Genomic DNA, 18855 nt, shown 5'->3' with positions numbered 1-18855 from the left:
GGCCATGGAAGCCAACGGAATCGTACTGTCGCCCGACCCTCGTCTGCGCCAGGAGTGCGCCGCCATCGAGGAGATCACCCCGGCGATCGAGGCGCTTGCCGAGAAGATGAAGAAAATGATGTTCGATAACGGCGGTTGCGGCCTGGCTGCTCCGCAGATCGGCGAGCTCATTCAGCTCGTTACCATCGACTGCGACTACAGCGACAAGAACGACTACGACCCGTACGTGCTCATCAATCCCGTGATTGTCGAGCAAAGCGACCATCTCGTTCCGTATAGCGAGGGCTGCCTATCCATTCCTGGCATTAGCTGTGAGATCGAGCGTCCCGACCATGTCGTCGTCGAGGCGTATGACCTGGACGCCAACCTGATTCGCTATGAGGCCTCGGGCGATCTGTTCTGCGTGTGCCTGCAGCATGAGATCGATCACCTGCACGGCAACACCATGTTCGAGCGACTGAAGCCGATGCAGAGGATCAAGGCAGTCAAGGAGTACCAGGACGCCCTGGCCCGCGGCGCTCGACCGGGCGAGACGGAGTAGGTTTGTCCGTCCCCGGTGCTGAGCGCCCACATATCATCCCGTGCTCAAACATTCTCGCTGCGCTGCGAAACTGCGCGCGGGACGATATAGGCAGGCGCCCCGGGGACTACGTTGACGCTGCTTGTCTCGCCCAGGTGCCGTCGGGCCAGGGATGGGCGTCTTCGCTGATAGGTGCTTTGCTGAAAGAGCTGCTTTTATTGCGGCTCTTTCTTTGGTTTTGGGTATATTTGTTCTTGTTGAAATGTTATTGCGGATGGGCTGGTGACTTGGCTTTCCGCTGTTCTTTGTAGCCGTCTCGGCTTTGGTTGAGAGGAGACTAACTTTTATGCGTATTGTGTTTATGGGTACGCCTGATTTTGCTGTGCCTTCGCTGACTTCGCTTGTTGCGGCTGGTAATGAGGTTGCGCTCGTTATTACTCGTCCCGATGCTGTTCGTGGGCGAGGTAAGAAGCTAGAGCCGTCTCCTGTTAAGGCTAAGGCGCTTGAGCTGGGGTTGCCGGTTGTTGAGGCTAATCGTATGACGCCTGAGGTTGTTGAGGTGCTCCAGGCTGCCCAGGCTGATATTTTCTGTGTGGCTGCTTATGGCTGTATTTTGCCTGATGAGGTGCTGCATATGGCGCCGCTTGGTATTGTGAATGTTCATGCGTCCTTGCTGCCTCGTTGGCGTGGGGCTGCTCCTATTCAGCGTGCCATTCTTGCTGGTGATGAGATTGCTGGCGTTTCTATTATGCGCATTGGGCATGGCGTGGATACCGGCGCCTATTGTGCGCAGGCCTCGACCTCGGTTGCCGGTAAGCATGCTGAGGCGCTGACCATGGAGCTCGCTGAGCTCGGCGGCAAACTGCTTACCGATACGCTTCCCTCTCTTGCCGATGGCACTGCCGTGTGGACTGAACAGGATGAGGCGCTCGTTACCCATGCTGCCAAGATTTCTAAGCAGGAGATGCGCTTGGATCCGCAAATGGCGGCGCTCGATTGCGTGCGTCATGTGCTCGCTTCGTCCGATACCGCGCCTGCTCGTTGCGTGATTGCCGGCAAGACCGTGCGTGTGCTCGATGCTGCGGCGGCTGATGTGTCGCTCGGCGAGGGTCAGGTTCTCGTTAAGGCCAAGCGTGTTTACCTGGGCCTTTCTGATGGCTCGGTTGAACTGCTCGAGGTTAAGCCCGATGGCAAGCGTGCTATGACTGCTTCTGCTTGGTCTGCTGGCCTGCAGGGTGCCGATCTTATCTGGGGTGTTTTGTCATGAGCAGGCTGTCTCCCGCGCGCAAGCTTGCGCTCTATGTGCTGATGGAGGCCGATCGCCGCGGCATGTATGCACGCGACGTGCTGTCCTCTCGCGCATCGGCCAAGGCTATTGACCAGCGCGATTCCGCTTTTGCCGCCCGCTTGGCGCTGGGTGTTGCCGCCACGCAGGGTATTTTGGACGAGCTGCTCGATCAGTTTCTCGATAAGCCCAAAAAGGTTGCGCCGCGCGTTCGCATGGCGCTTCGTATTTCTGCCTTCGAGATGCTCTACCTGCATACGCCTGGCCGCGTTGCCGTAAGTCAGGGAGTTGAGCTGGTTCGCTGCGGTGCTAAGTCCGCCGCCGGTCTGGCGAACGCCGTTCTGCATAAGGTTGCGGACAACGTCGATGATTTTGCCGCCGCGGTGGATGCCGATGAGTCTGAGCGACGCTTGGTTCGCCTGTCTCGCCTGATGGGCTTGCCGCGATGGCTGTGCGCTCGCATTATGGCATCGTTTGACACGCCAGAGGGTGCGCTTAACTTTGCCGGCAATCTGGCCCCCGCGCCGCTGGCCCTGCATGAGAACGCTTTTGCTTCCAAGCCCGATCCGTATATCTCGCAGCTCGTCGCGCCTGTCTTCCCGGGCTGCCATGCCCCGGTTGATGCCCAGGTTACCGTTGCTTCGGGTGTGTTTGAGCGTGCTGCCGCGGTGGCCTCTGATCTCAACGCGCAACTTATCGCCACAGCTGCCACGCGCCCTGGTTGCTGCCTTGAGATTGGTGCCGGCCGTGGCACCAAGACCTATGTGATGATGTGCCAGGCCAAGCGTGCGGGCTATGAGCGTCAGCATACGGCGCTCGATTTGCATGATCGCAAGTGCGACCAGAATCTCGCTCGCCTGCATAAGGCAGGTATTCAGGGCGTTCGTACGGTTTCGGGTGATGCTTGCGAGCTTGATGAAGTACTGACGTCGTTTGATGCCATGCTTGGCGAGCCGGTTAAGTTCGATACGGTCTTTATCGATGCGCCGTGCTCTGGCACCGGAACCATGCGTCGTCATCCCGAGATCCCGTGGCGCCTGACCGAAAAGGATGTGACGGTTGAGCTGCCCAAGCTGCAGCTGACGATGCTCAAAGAGGCTGCTGTCCGCGTGGCTGCCGGCGGCGAGCTCATCTATGCGACGTGCTCGGTCTTCGACGAGGAGAACATGCAGGTGGTGGACGCTTTCCTGAACTCTCCCGAGGGCACCGGTTTTAGCCTGGAGCCGCTCTCCGAGGCGCAGATTCTGCAACTCCCCGAGTTCGATAGGGCCAAGAAGCTCGTATCCGTACGCCAGAATGATCGAGGCCTCTTCCAAAGCGTGCCGGTAAATGCCGACTCCTACGACGGCCACTTCTGCGCCCGCCTGGTCCACAAGTAACGACTAAGTTGCGGTGAAATAGGGATTGAATAGCGGCTTCTGCCCGCCAAACAGTCCTTATTTCACCGCAACTCATAAGGAAGCCTGGGCAGCTAAAGAAACAGCCCCGCGATTGGTGTCGGTCGCGGGGCTGATTGGTTTCTAGTGGTTATGCGGGCAGTTGGCGCAGCAGCCGCTGGTGGCGCTGGTGCTTGAGCCACCGCTGCGCTGGTCGGTGTTGTAGAAGCCGCTGCCCTCAAACTTGATGCCGCTGGCCGAGAACGTCTTGGCGGCCGGAGCGCCGCAGTTGGGGCACACGACCTCGGGGGTCTCGGACATGGGATGCTCAACCTCGAACACGTTGCCGCAGCTCGAGCACTTGTAATCGTAGCGCGCCATAATACTTCCTTTTCAGCACAAAGCGGGCAGATCGCTCTGCCCGCAAAAATTCAAACAGCTGTAACTGTACCCTATATCGGGGGTTTTATCACGCTTCGCCCCAGAATCTATGGGTGTTGCGCAGGAGCTGCGAAGTTTTGCCCTCGGCGGCCGCAACATCGGTTTCGTCAGCCTGCCAGGTCCAGTTGCCCGTGGCCACGCCCGGAACGTTCATGCGCGCGTCGTCGCCCAGTCCCAAGACATCTTGCAGCGGCATCATCACCAGGGGAGCGTCGCTTGCCAGCGCGTCGCTCATCAGCTTGGACGCCACCTCAACACCGCTCGGCACGTCGCCACCCGCAAAGGAACGCGTGCACCAACCGGCCAGCGTCGACGTATCGTGCGTCGAGGTGTACAGAATCTTGCCGGGCGTGGGATGCACACCGCAACGAACGTCGTAGTCGCTAAACTCCAGCACGTCCATGCCGGGGAAACCGCAGGTCGAAGCCATGGCGCGAACACCGGGCGTCAAATAGCCCAGGTCCTCGGCGATAAAGTTGAGCGGACCTAGCTCGTCGTAGGCGGTCTGAAACAGGTCCTTGCCCGGGCCCGCTAGCCAGCGACCGTCGGCGCAAGCCTTGCCCGCGGGGATACTAAAGTAGCTATGGAAGCCCAGGAAGTGGTCCAGGCGCACACGGTCGTAGAGCGAGAACGCGCGACGCAGGCGGTCCATCCACCAGCGGTAGCCGTTCTGCTTCATGTGGTCCCAGCGGAACGTCGGGTTGCCCCACACCTGGCCCTCGGGCGCAAAGTTGTCGGGCGGCGCACCGGAAATCTCAATCGCTTTGCCGGTATCGGACAACCAGAAGTTCTCGGGCTCGCTCCATGCATCGGCCGAATCGTCCGAGACATACATCGGGATATCGCCGATGACCTCGATGCCCTTCTTGTGCGCGTAGTTCATGAGCTCGCACCAGGCTAGGTCAAAGCGGTACTGCATGTACGCCTGCAGCTCTGCCTCGTCGTGGAAACGCTTGTCGTCAATCAGGTGCTCGTTGTAGCGCGCGACATCCGTCGGCCAATCGTGGCGCGACTCGCCCTTAAAGTACTTCTTAACGGCCATGTAGACGCAGTATTTCTCGAGCCAATCGGCGTTGCGATGTTTAAACGCGGTGTAGAGCGGATCGGCATCTTCGCCGCCACGGGCCTTCCAAGTCTCAAAGTCGGCCGCCAGCTCCTCTTGGCTCTCGGGCAGCAGGTCAATATTGCCCGCAAAGGCCGAAGGCCCGGCGTAAGGGGAGCGGAAGAAGTCCGTTGGGTTGACAGGCAGGACCTGCCAGTAGCGCATGCCCATAGCGAACAGATGGTCGATAAAGCGACGCGTGGGTGCGCCGATCGTGCCGGGCTTGCCGTCATCGGTCGGTACCGAGGTGATATGGCACACAACGCCCGCGCCGTGATCGAGCGGCTCCTGCAAGCGCTGCTCGGCATGGTGATAGATGATCGACGAGCCCAGCGGATACAAATCGAGCGTGACCGTGCCGTTGTGGATCTCGCACTCGTGACCGCTGATCACATCACTCGCGCACTCGTCGAGCGCCGGAATCGTCACGCGGTGCGAATTGCGCAGACTACGATTAATGATAACCGTCGCGGACTCGCCATCCTTGCCCGTGCGGTTGTATGCCAGCACCTCGTCGTTGAGCGCGAAGGCCTTGATCTCGCCGTCGATCATAAACGGTAGTGCGCGGCGTACGGCGGAGGCGTTTTTGACAATAGCCAGCGTGTCGAAGTCGTGCAGTTGGTCCTTGGTCGGCAGGGTGCGGCGGTTGCCCGGATCGGTTAGACCCTCCAGGCCGTACTCATCGCCATAGTAAATCGAAGGCACGCCCGGGAACGTCATCTGCATGAGCGTTGCGAGCCAAAAACGGCTCTTGGCCAGGCCCATCGAGTTCTCGTCCAGACGCCATTTGCTGCGCTCGCACTCGGGCAGCTGCGACTCGTCGGGGCCGCCGCCGAGCACCGAGATAATGCGCGGACGGTCGTGGCTCGAAAGCAGATTAAGTGAGCAGGACAGGGCCTCACGGGGATAGTTCTCGCGCAGGGTTTCGATATCCTCGGCTGCCTGGTAGGCGTTCTTGTAGCCCATCAAAAAGCCGATGACCATGTCGCGGAAGGGATAATCCATAGCCGAGTCGAGCTCTGAGCCTTGCAGATAGCGACGCAGATGGCCGTAGCTGATCTTGTTGGAGGCGTCTTCCCAGACTTCGCCGAGCAACAGTGCATCAGGCTTTTCGGCAAGTACTGCCTTCTTGATCTCGGTCAGGAAATCGTCCGAAAGCTCGTCGGCCACGTCCAGGCGCCAGCCATGAGCGCCGGCACGTAGCCATTTACGGATCACGCCGTCCTTGCCCAGAAGCCGCTCGCGTACCAGCTCGGAGCTCTCATTGATGGCGGGCATATTGCCCACGCCCCACCAGCAGTCGTATGAGCCGTCCTCGTGGAAATAAAACGCATCGCGCCATGGCGAATCCTCGCTCTGCCACGCGCCCACGCCGGGGTAGTTGCCGTAGCGGTTGAAATAGATCGAGTCATCGCCTGTGTGGTTGAAGACGCCGTCCAGAATGATGGAGATGCCCAGCTTCTCGGCCGCCTGGCACAGCTCGGTAAAGTCCTGCTCGGTGCCCAGGATCGGGTCGATCTTGGTGTAGTCGGCCGTGTCGTAGCGGTGGTTGCTCGCGGCTTCAAAAATGGGGTTGAGGTAGATGGCCGTAAAGCCCAGCTCGGCGATGCGAGGCAGGTCTTCCTGGATGCCCTTGAGCGACCCGCCGTAGAAGTCCCAGGTTTTGATGGAGCCGTCTTCGGCGCGCTCGTACACGGGCGGCTCGTTCCAGTCCTCGACCATGCGGCGCTGGATTCCGTTGCGTGGTTTTTCGACCTCGGCCAGCGTGCGCTCGCGCCAGTTTTCATCTCGGGCGTAGCGATCGGGGAAGATCTGGTAGACCATGCCACGCTCGTACCACTCGGGACGCACTTCGCGGTGCTTATAGACGGTAATCTGGAAGGACGGAACCTCGGCGTAGTCGTAAGTTACGCCCTCTCCGCCGGTGCGACCCTGCGGTGCGCCCAAGCGGACCTCGGGCTGGCCCTCGATATTGCATATAAAGCTGTACCACACAAGACACGGTTCAGTGCATTTGAGCTCGCCGGTAAAAATGCCATCGCCTTCGTGCTCCATTGGGATCAGGGTCTCGCCGACTTCATCGACCCAGGTGCGCAGCGTAAGCGTTGCCTGGTTGGGATCGGCATCCTCCAAAATCACCGAGAGTGCAACGGAAGTTCCAGTGGTCACAGCGCCAAACGGAGTGCGAAACTGCGGTAGACGGCTGTTGTGTATCAATCTCATAGTACGGTCCAGTTCAATAGAATCATGGCCTGCGGGCCATGGGTTTTACGCCTAAGATGTAAGTATATCTGTAGTACACAGGGTGTATAAACAACATCCGTTTACCATCGGCGAACGGTTGTCCTAGAAAATCGTTTTACCACTACCTACAGAGAAGGGGCGCCCGGTTGGAGCGCCCCTTGCTTAGGGTTTGATGAGGTTTTGGATCGTCTGGATTAGCGGCGCTTGCGGGTGGCCGTTGCCTTGCGGACGGAAGTCTTCTTCGACGGCGCCTTTTTCTCGGTTGCGGCGGCGGGGGAGACCGGGGTCTCCATTGTGGGCTCGGGCTTGGCCTTTACTGCGGGTTTGGCCTCGGCCTTAGCTTCCGCCTTAGGAGCAGCAGCCTTGGTCGTGGTCTTTTTGGCCGTCGTTGCAGTGCGCTTGCGCGTGGTGGTCTTGGCGGTCGGCTTGGCCTCGACAGCTGCCTCGGCCTTGGGCTCGGCGGCTGCCTCCTCGGCCTTGGTCGCAGTAGCATTTGCGGCGGCCTTCGGAGCGGCCTTGGTCGCAGTAGCCTTGACGGCCGTCGACTTCGTTGCCGTGGTCTTCTTGGCGGTCGTTGCCTTCTTGGCGGTCGTGGTCGTCTTCTTGGCAGCGGTCTTTGCCGGAGCCTTGGCGGCCGGCTTGGCCTCTGCGACCTCGGCCTTTACCTCGGGAGCAGCCTCGGCCTCGGCGGCTTTCTTGGCAGCGGCGGTGGTGCGCTTGCGCGCGGTCGTTGTCTTGGCAGCGGTGGTCTTGCTCGCGGTCGCGGTCTTGCTCGCAGCGGCTTTCGTGGTCGTGGCCTTCTTCGCCGTCGTCTTACGAGTCGCGGTCTTCTTAGCTGCGGGCTTTACAGCAGGCTTGACCTCGACCTCTGCCTTGGGAGCAACCTCAGCCTTCACCTCAGGCTCGGCCTTTGCGGGCTCAGCCTCAACAGACTTCTCCTCGGCCTTGGGCTCCTCAGCGGCCACCGGCTCAGCAACAGCCTCAGGCTCGTCGACAACAGCCACCGGGCGCTCGATCTCCGGGTGCATAAAGAAGTACAGGTCCAGATACTTATCGGCCGAGCGCGTCCAGCTAAAGTCCTGGCTCATGGCCTGCGTTACCAGCTGGTTCCAGGCGTCGCGGTTATCCCAGAACAGACGCGCCGCGCGGAACACGGCGTCGCCCATCTCGTCGCCGTTAAAGTTGGTAAACGAGAAGCCCGTGCCTTCGCCGGTAAACTCGTTATACGGAATCACCGTGTCCTTCAGACCGCCAGTCTCGCGAACAATCGGCAGGGTGCCGTAGCGCATGGCGATGATCTGCGACAGGCCGCAGGGCTCAAACTTCGAAGGCATTAGGAACATGTCGGCGGCGGCATACATGCGCTGCGACAGCGCAGGATCGAACTCGATGCGTGCGGCCATGGTGCCGGGGTACTTGTCCTGGAAGTAGCGCAGGCCGTCCTCGTAGTCGCGGTCGCCGGTGCCCAGCACGGCCACCTGAACGCCGCCGGCCAAAATGCGGTCGAGCGCGTACATGACCAGGTCCATGCCCTTTTGGCGCGTCAGGCGCGTGACCATCACCATGAGCGGGCGGTCGTCGCGAACCTCGAGCCCCAGCTCTTCCTGCAGCTTGGCCTTGCACACGGCCTTGCCGGAACGGTCCTCCACGGTGTAGTTGGCGGCAATGCGCTTGTCGGTCGCCGGGTCAAAGCCCGCCACATCAATGCCATTAAGGATGCCTTGCAGCGCGTACGAGCGCTCGCGCAGCACGCCGTCCAGGCCCTCGCCAAACTCTGGCGTCTGGATTTCGTTGGCATAGGTGGGGCTCACCGTGGTGATGGCGTCGGCATAGCGCAGCGCGCCCAGCATGTAGTTGACGCTGCAGGCATCGCAACGCAGCTGCGAGGCGGCAGCGGGAATATGCGCCACGCCCAGGATATCCTCCATCACGGTGTCGCTAAACTGGCCCTGGAATGCCACATTGTGGATCGAGAACACGGTCTTGACGCGGTCGTACATCGGCAGGCCCTGGTAGAACTCGCGCAAGAACACGGGCGCCAGTGCCGTCTGCCAGTCGTTGCAGTGCAGGATGTCGCACTCAAAGCCGGCCGGCAGGTGCTGCAGGCTCTCGGTGATGGCCTTGGAGAAGAACGCAAAGCGCTCGCCGTCATCAAAGAAGCCGTACGGATAGTCGCGCGCAAAGTAGCGCTCGTTGTCGATGAACATATAGGTGACGCCGTCGTGCTCGAGCTTCTCGAGACCGCAGTACTCGTTGCGCCAGCCCAGGCTCACGTAAAAATCGGAGAAGTGCTCCATCTGCGCCTTGTACTCGTCCTTGATGGTGGCGTACTTGGGCACCATAACGATAACTTCGGCGCCGGCGCGCACGAGCGCCGCAGGCAGCGAGCCCGCTACGTCGCCCAGGCCACCGGTCTTCACAAACGGTGCGCACTCGGCCGAGGCAAACACGATCTGCATCTTTTTGCTGGAATCAGCCATATTGTCTCCCATGTTGCAATTCGAGAATAGCCGCCTGGCGCTAACCGGACGGCTATTCTACATGTTACGAGCGATGTTGCGGTGCCAACGTTAACGTACGATGGTGGTGTCGGAAGTTAACGGAGCCTTGCCCAGCACCAGGATGTTCTCGGGCGTGCCGCGAAGCTCGGTGTTGGTGGGAACCACGTTGTTCTTGTCCAGAATGGCATTCTCGACGCGGGCGCCGCTCTTGATGATGCAGCTTTGGTTGATGATCGAGTTGGTGACCGACGCACCTTCCTCGACCACAACGCCGCGCGACAGTATCGAGTTACGCACGGTGCCCTTGATGATGCAGCCGGCCGAGATGATCGAGTTGCACGCGTGGCTGCCGGTTGCATAGCGCGAAGGCGGCACGTCGTGAGCCTTGGTCAGGATCGGGCGCTCGGGGTCAAAGAGCTGGTCGGCCACGGTCTGGTCGAGCAGGTCCATGCTGCGGCGATACAGCGACTTTTCGCTAAACACGCCCACGACCTCGCCCTTGTACTCGTAGCTGCACACGTCGATGTTGCCAAAGTCGCCCTGGAGTGCCTCGAGCAGGTCCAGATAGTCGGCGGCCTGGTAGTGGTCGATGATCTCGAGCAGCGTCTCGCGGTTGACGATGCAGCAGTCCATAGACGCGTTGTCGCCGTACACGACGCCGGCGCTCACGCCCGTCAGGCGGCCGTTCTCGTTAATCTCGAGCTTGGTCTCGTCATCGACGTTGCGCGTGGCCTTGCAGTACACCACGGTCATCTGGGCACCGGAGTTCTCGTGCGCCTCGATGATGGTGTTGAGGTCCATGTTAAAGATGATGTTGGTGCCCATCATCACAACGTAGGGCTTCTCCGAGCGCTGGAACAGCGTCTTGTTGGAGATGATGTCGCGCAGCAGGAAGCGCATACCGCCCTTGGTGGTGCCATACGCGTTGCCGGGCACCATGAACAGGCCGCCCTTCTTGCGGTCCAGGCCCCAGTCCTTGCCAGAGCCCACGTGGTCGATCAGCGAGCGGTAGTTGCCCGGCATGACGACTCCAACGGTCTTGATGCCGGCATTCATCATGTTGGACAGCGGAAAGTCGATCAGGCGGTAGCGGCCCAAAAACGGAACGGACGCGATGGGGCGGTCCTTGAGCAGGACACTGCCGTAGGACGAAGAGTAGTTAGCGGTGATATAACCGATGGCCTTGCGATTGATCATCGGATCATTCCCCCTTCCCGATAACGACGTCATTTCCAACGACGGCCGTATCCTTGGTGGTATCGACAGAGCCGAGCTTCACGCCCTCTTCGACCGTGGAGTTCTCGCCCAAAATAGCGCGGCAGATGTGCGCGCCGCTCTTAACGTGCGCACCCGGCAGCAGCACGGAGTCCTCGACCACGGCGCGCTCCTCGATGATGACATCGGTCGAAAGGATCGAGTGGCGAGCGGTGCCGTAGATCTTGCAGCCATTGGAGACCAGGCAGTCGTCTAGGCGGCCGTCCGGGCCAATGTAGTGCGGCGGACGCGTGGTGATGTTGGACATGATGGGGAAGTTCTTGTCGAACAGATCGAACTCGGGGTTGTTACCCAGCAGGTCCATCGAGGTCTCATGGAAGCTGGCGATGGTGCCGACGTCCTTCCAGAAGCCGTGGAACTCGTAGCTGTACAGGCGCTTGTTCTCACCGAGCAGCTTGGGGATGATGTCCTTGCCAAAGTCGTGGCTCGAGCGCTGGTCCAGAGCGTCCTCCTCGAGCGCCTCGATCAGCACGTCGGCCGAGAAGATGTAGATGCCCATGGACGCGAGGTTCGAATCGGGCTTCTCGGGCTTCTCGGTGAACTTGGTGATGCGGCCGTCTTCGGGGTCGGTGGTCAGGATGCCAAAGCGGCTGGCCTCCTCCCACGGCACGGGCATAACGCTCACCGTGAGGTCGGCGTTGTTCTCAATGTGCGTCTTGAGCATCTTGCGGTAGTCCATGCGATACAGGTGATCGCCCGAAAGAATCAGGACGTACTTGGGGTCGTTGGCCTTGATGTAGTCGAGGTTCTGCGTAATGGCGTCGGCCGTGCCCGCATACCAGGCACCGCCGGTCTGCGTCTCGTACGGCGGCAGGATCGACACGCCGCCGTCGCGGCTGTCCAGATCCCACGCCTCGCCGGAGCCCACGTAGGCATGCAGCAGGTAGGGACGGTACTGCGTCAGAACGCCCACCGTGTCGATGCCCGAGTTGGAGCAGTTGGACAGCGAAAAGTCGATAATGCGGAACTTGCCACCAAAGCTAACCGCCGGCTTGGCGATCTTTTGGGTGAGTGCCCCCAATCGGCTGCCCTGTCCTCCTGCGAGGAGCATCGCGATGCATTCTTTCTTACTCATCGATTTCTCCTTCTGTCATCGATGTTCCTAAACCCATTTGCGACGGGCGCGGCGCTCTGTCACGCCCGTCGAGTAATGCCGTGCGGCAAAGGGAGCTCGCGCGCCTTTACGCGTGCCAGATCTCGTCGCGGTACTCGCGAATGGTGCGGTCGCTCGAGAACCAGCCGGAGGAGGCGGTGTTGAGCAAGGCCTTGCGGTTCCAGGTTTCCTGGTCGCCGTAGCTGCCGGTGAGCTTTTCCCATGCATCCACGTAGCTGCGGAAGTCGGCCATGACTAGGTCGGGGTCGTTGTTGTTCATGAGCTCGTTGTAGATGCTCTCGAAGTTGCCCGAAAGACCCGCAAACGTGTTGTCCTTGAGCTCGTCCATCACGCGGCCCAGACGCTCGCGGTCGCCGTTGAGCGTATCCCAAGCAAAGTAGCTGTTGGATGCCCAGAGCTGCTCGACCTCGGGGGCGGTCAGGCCAAAGATGGCCTCGTTCTCGCGACCGGCCAGGTCGGCGATCTCGATGTTGGCGCCGTCGAGGGTGCCCAGCGTAATGGCGCCGTTCATCATGAGCTTCATGTTGGACGTGCCCGAGGCCTCCTTGCCGGCCGTGGAGATCTGCTCCGAGATCTCGGCGGCCGGGTAGATGAGTTGGGCGTTGCTCACACGGAAGTTGGGGATAAAGCAGACCTTCATAACCTCGTTCACGCGGGCGTCGTTGTTGATGACCTCGGCGACGGAGTTAATGAGGCGGATGGTCTCCTTGGCGAAGGTGTAGCTCGAGGCAGCCTTGCCACTAAAGATGAAGGTCGTCGGCGTCACGTGGAAGTTGGGATCGGCGATGCGACGGTTGTAGATGTCCATCACCTTCATGATGTTCATGAGCTGGCGCTTGTAGGCGTGGAAGCGCTTCACCTGGACATCGAAGACGGTGTTGGGGTCGATGACCAGACCGGTCTCGGCCTTAATGTAGGCGGCCAGGCGCTCCTTGTTGACCCGCTTAGAGGCACCCACGGCCTTCAAGAACTCGGTGTCGTCCTTAAACTCCTTGAGTTTCTCCAGCTCAAAGGCGTCCTTAAGCCAGCCATCGCCAATGGCCTCGGTCACGAGCTTGGCGTAGGTGGGGTTGGCCTCGGCAAAGAAGCGACGGTGCGATATGCCGTTGGTCTTGTTGTTGAACTTCTCGGGCGTCAGGGCATAGAAGTCCTTGAGCACGATGTTCTTGATGATGTCGGAGTGGATCTTGGCCACGCCGTTGACGCTATGGCTGCAGATCACAGACAGGTTGGCCATGCGAATCTCGCCGTCCCACAGAATGGCGGTCTGGCGCAGACGCTCCTGCCAGCCCTCCTGCGTGGTGTCGAACGACTCGTGCCAACGACGGCTGATCTCGTCGATGATCTGGTACACGCGGGGGAGGAGCTTGGAGAACGTGCCGATAGGCCACTTCTCCAAGGCCTCGGGCAGGATGGTGTGGTTGGTGTAGCTCACGACCTGCGTCACGATGTTCCAGGCGTCGTCCCACTCGAGCTTCTTCTCGTCGATGAGGATGCGCATGAGCTCGGGGCCGCACATGGCAGGGTGCGTGTCGTTGGTGTGGATGGCCACAAACTGCGGCAGCAGCTCCCAGTTCTCGCCGTGCTCCTTCTCAAAGGTGTCGAGCAGGCTGTAGATGCCGGCCGAGACAAACAGGTACTCCTGCTTCAGGCGCAGCAGACGGCCGTGCTCGCCGGCGTCGTTGGGGTAGAGGATGGCGCTGATGGCCTCGGCTTCGGCACGCTCGGCATCGGCCAGGGCGTAGTCGCCGCGGTTGAAGGCCTCAAGGTCAAAGTGCTCCTCGACCGGCTCGGTGGCCCAGACGCGCAGCTTGTTGACGGTCTCGCCGGCATAGCCCACCACGGGGATGTCATAAGGAACGGCCAGGATGTCCTGCGTATCTACCGTGCGGTAGAACGTGCGGCCGTTCTCCTCAAAGCCCTCAACATGGCCACCAAACTTAATGGTCACGGCCTTGTCCTGACGGCGGACCTCCCAAGGATAGCCGTGGGTGAGCCACTCGTCGGTGGCCTCGACCTGGCTGCCGTTGACGATCTCCTGCTTAAACAGGCCGTAGCGGTAGCGCATGCCGTTGCCGTAGCCGGCAATGCCCTCGGCTGCCATGGAATCCAGGAAGCATGCGGCCAGACGGCCCAGGCCGCCGTTGCCCAGAGCCGGATCGGGCTCCTGGTTCTCGATGACGGACAGGTCGAAGCCCATGTCGTCGAGCGCCTCGGCGACCATGTCGCGAACGCCAAAGTTGAGCAGGTAGTTGTCGAGCAGGCGGCCGATCAAAAACTCGATCGAGAAGTAGTACACGCGCTTCTTGCCCTCGGCGGCCACACGGGCGTCGCTCTTGGTGGCGACGGTGCGCGCCTTCTCGGCCACGAGCTTTGCCAGGGCGTTAAAGCGGTCCAGGTCGCTTGCGACCTCGACGCTCTTGCCGCTGATGCTCATGACGGCTTCGCGATAGAGCTCGGTAAACTCCTGCTTGTTGTCGAAGATCTTATTCATACGTTCCTTTCCCCCGGGGATGTTTCTCCCGGAACGGTTATGACTCATATCCTACGCCCCGGCGGGGCGGGCAATTACACGTGTAACGACTTTGTTACGCATCCTTGCCAGACGCCTTAACAGTGCCTGTTTTAGCCTTGGAGGCAGCCTTTTTGGCGGCTGACTTCTTGGCCGTGGTCTTGGCGGCGGGCTTGGCAGCGGCCTTATTCTTGGCCGGAGCCTTCTTGGCAGCCGCAGGCTTGGGCTTCACCGAGGACGTGCGCTTCTTGGGCGCAGCCTTGGGAGCCTCCACCACCGGCGGCTTATAGCTGCTGGGACCGCGGCGCTTAAGCACCACGCCTGCCAGGCCGGGCATCTTAATCTCAATAGAGTCCATCTGCCCGTTCCAGGGATAGGGCTCGCTCGAGCAGGTGTAGGGCTCCTCACCGGCGTATCCGCTGCCGCCAAACTCGGGACGGTCGGAGTCAAAGATGACCTCCCAGTCGCCCTCGCGCGGCACGCCCACGCGGAAGCTCTCGTAGCTCGCCGGGTCAAAGTTGATCAGGATCAACAGGTCGTCGTCGATGTCCTCGCCCTGACGCACAAAGCTCACGATGGACTGCTTGGAGTTGTCCGCATCGATCCAGGTAAAGCCGTCGTCGGTGTAGCCGCGCTCGTACAGGGCGGGCTCGGCAGTGTACAGGTGGTTGAGCGCCTTGATAAATGCCTGATGGTGAGCATGGGTCTCGTACTGCTCGGTCAGGAACCACTGGATGGACTCGTAGTAGCGCCACTCAATAAACTGGCCGATCTCGTTGCCCATAAAGTTGAGCTTGGCACCGGGGTGCGTTATCTGATAGAAGGCGAGCGTGCGCAGGCCGGCAAACTGGCGCCACCAGTCACCCGGCATGCGGCCAATGAGCGAGCACTTGCCGTGCACGACCTCGTCGTGGCTCAGTGGGCAAATGAAATTCTCGGTAAAGGCGTACATGATGGAGAATGTGAGCAGGCCGTGGTTGCCGGGGCGCCACGGAAAATCGGTCTGCATGTAGTGCAGGGTGTCGTTCATCCAGCCCATGTCCCACTTGTAGTGGAAGCCCAGACCGCCGTCCTGCGGTGGATAGGTCACGAGCGGCCACGCGGTGGACTCCTCGGCCATCATCATCACGTCGGGGTAGTGCGCCTCTACAGCGCAGTTGACCTGACGGATAAACGCGCTGGCGTCCAGATCCTCTTCGGTACCGTACTTGTTGAACTTCTTTTGGCCGGGATCGTCAATGCCAAAGTTGAGGTACAGCATGCTTGACACGCCGTCCATGCGAATGCCATCTACGTGGAAGTTTTCGAGCCAGTACAGCACGTTGGAGACCAGGAAGGAGCGCACCTCGCCGCGGGCGAAGTCAAACTTGTGCGTGCCCCAGTTGGGGTGAATCTCGTGCTCAAACAGCATGTGGCCGTTAAAGGTGGCAAGGCCGTGGGCGTCGGCGCAAAAACCGCCGGGCACCCAGTCCATGATCACGCCGATGCCAGCTTCGTGGCATGCATCGATAAAGTGCATGAGCTGCTGCGGGTTGCCGCAGCGCGACGTGGCGGCGTAGTAGCCGGTCGTCTGGTAGCCCCAGGAGCCATCGAAGGGATGCTCCATAAGCGGCATGACCTCGATATGCGTGTAGCCCATGTCGCGCACGTAGTCCACGAGCTCCACCGACAGGTCGTCGTAGGTGTAGAACTCGCCGCGCTGCGCGGGGAAGGGATCCATGGGGCCGGGGTAGTTGCCGTACTCGTCCGGCTCGCCCTGCGGCGCGTCGCCGTGGCGCTTCCACGAGCCAATATGCACCTCGTAGATGTTAAGGGGTTGCGACATGTGGTTATGGCTGGCGCGGCGCTTAAGCCACGCGGCGTCGTTCCACTTGTAGCCATCGAGGGTCCACAGCACGCTGGCGGTACCCGGAGGGCACTCGGCTTTAAAGGCGTACGGATCGGCCTTGTAGAGCTTTTCGCCCTCGTTGGTCTCGATAAGGTACTTATAGAGCTGGCCCTGCTCGGCGCCAGGAATAAAGCCTTCCCAAATAGCGCTCGTATGCATGGGCACCAGCGGGTTGGCTTGTTCATCCCAGCCGTTAAATTCGCCAATGACGTGGACGCTCTTTACGTCGGGCGCCCAAACGCAAAAACGCCAGCCGCGCGTACGGTTCTGCGTGTCGGGGTGCGCGCCCATCTTTTCCCAGCTGCGCTCCCACGTACCAATGCCAAACAGGTAGACATCGTCTTTGGTGAGCTCCGGTGCATGCGGAGCGGCTTTACGGGTAGTGGACTTTTTGGTTGCCGGCTTTAGCTTTGTATCGCTCACGTTTGATCCCATCATGACGCGGCAGCGTGTTGCCTTGGTGACTAGATGCGAAAGGTCCAAGGCTGCACGAATCGAAGGGACGGCGATAGTTCTATGATTCGTTCCACCTCGCGTGCTCGGTGGAACTTTCGGCAAAAACTACGATAACACCTGTACGTTACTTTTATGAACGAAAGAGGATTTGCGGGTGCGTTTAATCGGTAAGCGCCATGTTTATACCACTTGCAGAATTGCTGTGGTAAAACTCTTGACAGTTTTATCAATTAGCGTTTCTAGATTGTTAGGTTGACGTTTGGTAAAACGTTTTTAGCAGGTTGTTTACCTTTTGACATCGAAAGGCTCGTTTATGAACCACATCGCTGCCCCAAGTGTTGCTTTTATTTTCGATTGCGACGGCACGCTGGTTAATAGCACCCCCGTTTGGGCCTATGCCCAGCCCGAGTTATTGCACCGCCACGGAGTTGACGTAACAGTCGACGATTTTGCCCAGTTTGAGCATTTGTCGCTCGAGGATGAGTGCCAGGCATACCACGACACGTGGGGCATTGGCACTAATGGCGAGGAGCTGTATCGCGAGCTGAGCGACATCCTGATCGATGGCTACTCCAAGGTGCCGCCGCGCGAGGGGCTCTTGGCATTTTTGGAGCAGGCGAAGGCGGCGGGCATTTCCATGTGTGTGGCTACGTCCACGCCGGCCGAGCTGGTTAAGTCTGCGCTTGCGGGCGCCGGGCTCGATGCCTACATAGAGTTTGTGACCACCACCGGCGAGGCGGGACGCTCCAAACAGTTCCCCGATGTGTACGAGCTGGCGCTGCGCCGTCTGGAGGAGCGTCATGGGCACAAACTTGAACGCGCCTGGGTGTTTGAGGACGCCGTTTTTGGCCTAAAGAGCTCTGGCACCGCAGGCTTTAAGCGCGTGGGCATCTATGACCCGCACGGTCGCATGAAGCGCGACGACGTACGCGCCAACTGCGATATCTTTATCGACAGCTATGAGGACCTGGATTTGGCCCGTTTGCTTTCGTTTGAGGGATAGGCGAGGGCTGTGGCTTGCATGGTATTAGTGGTCTGCGGCTCGCCCGTGGTGGTGAGCGCGGATCTGTTGCGTAGGCTAGCAGGGGAGTGCGATGACGTCATCGCCGTGGACCGCGGTCTCGATGCGCTGTTGGGCGCGGGACTGGACTGCGACGTGTATGTGGGGGATGCCGACACGGTGAGCGATGCAGGTCGCGCGCTGGTCGATGCCACCGAAGCATTTGAGGTGGAGCGTCATGACCCCTACAAAGACTATACCGATCTGGCGCTGGCGCTGGATTCCGTCCGCCATCGTTGGCCGGGTGCCGAAGTGGTTGCGACCTGCGCCACCGGCGGCCGTCCGGATATGGCGCTTTCCGTGCTGGGGCTGCTTGCAGGCTACGATGACGGCCCAGTCTGGATTGCCGAAGACGAGACCACGGCCCGCATCCTTCGCGCAGGCGAATCGTGGACCATCGAAGGCGCCGAAGGCAAGACGTTCTCCATCATCGCTATTGCCCCCAACACCGAGGTAAGTGAACACGGCCTAGAATGGGAACTAGATCGCGCTCCGCTAGGCTTGTTAGCCGACACGGGCATCAGCAACGTCGTCAGGTCAACAGCCACGATCCAAGTCCACACTGGCACCGCCATCGCTTACCTATATCATTAGGCATTTAAAGTCTGGCCCAAAAAAGTCCTTGCACGTCGCGCCAACTTCCCCTATAGTATCTCCTCGTCACGGGGGCGTAGCTCAGCTGGGAGAGCGCTTGACTGGCAGTCAAGAGGTCAGGGGTTCGATCCCCCTCGTCTCCACCATCGTGAATGCAAAGGCCTTCGGTATACCGAAGGTCTTTTTTTGTCGAAATATCTCGGGTCACAAACCCCTCCGACGCCAACAAAAAGTTGCACAATTTATTTCACATGTCTGTACATAGTTTGTTATCCAAACGCAATTACCAGTGCAGCTCGCTTCTCCATTTGGGCTTCAGGAACGCTCCCAATTATTGCCAGCACCCCAATAACCTGCGTCAACGTGAACAACATCCCAAAACAAACCCCTTGAGCACGTCAAATGAACGATATGTTGTCCAACGCAGCCCAAATCAGTTTCGGTACCGTCAAGATTCTTTCGCAAATTGATCGAGGCGGCCTCGGCC

12 protein-coding genes and 1 tRNA gene are annotated in these 18855 nt (G+C 59.9%); 6 read left to right on the top strand and 7 right to left on the bottom strand.

Annotated features, from left to right (window positions below; translation table 11 throughout):
* Positions 1-4: 4 nt before the first annotated feature.
* The 3 genes from def to DXD48_RS03915 all read left to right on the top strand — a co-directional run bounded on the left by def (position 5) and on the right by DXD48_RS03915 (position 3184).
* Entirely contained in the window at positions 5-541 is a 537-nt protein-coding gene (gene def, locus DXD48_RS03925; protein WP_117564084.1) for a peptide deformylase, read from the top strand.
* A gap of 325 nt (positions 542-866) precedes the next feature.
* Positions 867-1787: a methionyl-tRNA formyltransferase gene (fmt, locus tag DXD48_RS03920; protein ID WP_117564083.1), complete on the top strand. Its 921-nt coding sequence runs from the start codon at positions 867-869 to the stop codon at positions 1785-1787.
* Positions 1784-3184 (top strand): RsmB/NOP family class I SAM-dependent RNA methyltransferase, encoded by a 1401-nt coding sequence (locus DXD48_RS03915; protein ID WP_117564082.1) that lies wholly within the window; start codon positions 1784-1786, stop codon positions 3182-3184. The genes fmt and DXD48_RS03915 overlap by 4 nt, the downstream gene beginning before the upstream one ends.
* A gap of 141 nt (positions 3185-3325) precedes the next feature.
* On the opposite strand, the gene DXD48_RS03910 is transcribed toward DXD48_RS03915, so the two are convergent.
* The 7 genes from DXD48_RS03910 to glgB all read right to left on the bottom strand — a co-directional run bounded on the left by DXD48_RS03910 (position 3326) and on the right by glgB (position 16696).
* Complete coding sequence (locus tag DXD48_RS03910) at positions 3326-3562, bottom strand: FmdB family zinc ribbon protein (protein ID WP_117564081.1); 237 nt, start codon at positions 3560-3562, stop codon at positions 3326-3328.
* Positions 3563-3650: 88 nt separating this feature from the next.
* Positions 3651-6947, bottom strand: coding sequence for a 4-alpha-glucanotransferase (locus DXD48_RS03905; protein ID WP_117564080.1), 3297 nt, complete (start codon positions 6945-6947; stop codon positions 3651-3653).
* Positions 6948-7162: 215 nt separating this feature from the next.
* Positions 7163-9448: a glycogen synthase GlgA gene (gene glgA / locus DXD48_RS03900; RefSeq protein WP_199407891.1), complete on the bottom strand. Its 2286-nt coding sequence runs from the start codon at positions 9446-9448 to the stop codon at positions 7163-7165.
* Between the two features lie 90 nt (positions 9449-9538).
* A complete protein-coding gene (gene glgD / locus DXD48_RS03895; RefSeq protein ID WP_117564079.1) occupies positions 9539-10666 on the bottom strand; it encodes a glucose-1-phosphate adenylyltransferase subunit GlgD in 1128 nt (375 codons plus the stop codon).
* Between the two features lie 4 nt (positions 10667-10670).
* Positions 10671-11819 (bottom strand): glucose-1-phosphate adenylyltransferase, encoded by a 1149-nt coding sequence (locus DXD48_RS03890; protein ID WP_035138263.1) that lies wholly within the window; start codon positions 11817-11819, stop codon positions 10671-10673.
* Positions 11820-11925: 106 nt separating this feature from the next.
* Entirely contained in the window at positions 11926-14352 is a 2427-nt protein-coding gene (locus tag DXD48_RS03885) for a glycogen/starch/alpha-glucan phosphorylase (protein WP_117564078.1), read from the bottom strand.
* A 94-nt stretch (positions 14353-14446) separates the two neighbouring features.
* The gene (gene glgB, locus DXD48_RS03880; RefSeq protein WP_117564077.1) at positions 14447-16696 is read right to left on the bottom strand and encodes a 1,4-alpha-glucan branching protein GlgB; all 2250 of its coding nucleotides are present in this window, start codon (positions 16694-16696) and stop codon (positions 14447-14449) included.
* A gap of 331 nt (positions 16697-17027) precedes the next feature.
* Here glgB and DXD48_RS03875 point away from each other — a divergent pair, with 331 nt between their 5' ends.
* The 3 genes from DXD48_RS03875 to DXD48_RS03865 all read left to right on the top strand — a co-directional run bounded on the left by DXD48_RS03875 (position 17028) and on the right by DXD48_RS03865 (position 18514).
* Positions 17028-17717 carry an HAD family phosphatase gene (locus DXD48_RS03875; protein WP_117564076.1) on the top strand — a complete coding sequence of 230 codons (690 nt, stop codon included), beginning with the start codon at positions 17028-17030 and terminating at the stop codon, positions 17715-17717.
* Positions 17718-17735: 18 nt separating this feature from the next.
* On the top strand, positions 17736-18368 hold the full coding sequence (locus tag DXD48_RS03870; RefSeq protein ID WP_117564075.1) for a thiamine diphosphokinase: 633 nt from the start codon (positions 17736-17738) through the stop codon (positions 18366-18368).
* Between the two features lie 70 nt (positions 18369-18438).
* Positions 18439-18514 (top strand) — tRNA-Ala (locus tag DXD48_RS03865).
* The last annotated feature ends 341 nt before the right edge of the window (positions 18515-18855 follow it).

It is taken from the genome of Collinsella sp. TM05-37 (genome assembly GCF_003436455.1).
GTDB lineage: Bacteria > Actinomycetota > Coriobacteriia > Coriobacteriales > Coriobacteriaceae > Collinsella.
The sequence above is the reverse complement of the archived record's forward strand: the minus strand, read 5'-3'. Positions and strand labels throughout refer to the sequence as shown.

What these genes read in the sequence shown, in the direction of transcription:
- def (WP_117564084.1), top strand. Translation starts at nt 5, where the DNA reads ATGGAAGCCAACGGAATCGTACTGTCGCCCGACCCTCGTCTGCGCCAG.
- fmt (WP_117564083.1), top strand. Translation starts at nt 867, where the DNA reads ATGCGTATTGTGTTTATGGGTACGCCTGATTTTGCTGTGCCTTCGCTG.
- DXD48_RS03915 (WP_117564082.1), top strand. Translation starts at nt 1,784, where the DNA reads ATGAGCAGGCTGTCTCCCGCGCGCAAGCTTGCGCTCTATGTGCTGATG.
- DXD48_RS03910 (WP_117564081.1), bottom strand. Translation starts at nt 3,562, where the DNA reads ATGGCGCGCTACGATTACAAGTGCTCGAGCTGCGGCAACGTGTTCGAG.
- DXD48_RS03905 (WP_117564080.1), bottom strand. Translation starts at nt 6,947, where the DNA reads ATGAGATTGATACACAACAGCCGTCTACCGCAGTTTCGCACTCCGTTT.
- glgA (WP_199407891.1), bottom strand. Translation starts at nt 9,448, where the DNA reads ATGGCTGATTCCAGCAAAAAGATGCAGATCGTGTTTGCCTCGGCCGAG.
- glgD (WP_117564079.1), bottom strand. Translation starts at nt 10,666, where the DNA reads ATGATCAATCGCAAGGCCATCGGTTATATCACCGCTAACTACTCTTCG.
- DXD48_RS03890 (WP_035138263.1), bottom strand. Translation starts at nt 11,819, where the DNA reads ATGAGTAAGAAAGAATGCATCGCGATGCTCCTCGCAGGAGGACAGGGC.
- DXD48_RS03885 (WP_117564078.1), bottom strand. Translation starts at nt 14,352, where the DNA reads ATGAATAAGATCTTCGACAACAAGCAGGAGTTTACCGAGCTCTATCGC.
- glgB (WP_117564077.1), bottom strand. Translation starts at nt 16,696, where the DNA reads ATGATGGGATCAAACGTGAGCGATACAAAGCTAAAGCCGGCAACCAAA.
- DXD48_RS03875 (WP_117564076.1), top strand. Translation starts at nt 17,028, where the DNA reads ATGAACCACATCGCTGCCCCAAGTGTTGCTTTTATTTTCGATTGCGAC.
- DXD48_RS03870 (WP_117564075.1), top strand. Translation starts at nt 17,736, where the DNA reads ATGGTATTAGTGGTCTGCGGCTCGCCCGTGGTGGTGAGCGCGGATCTG.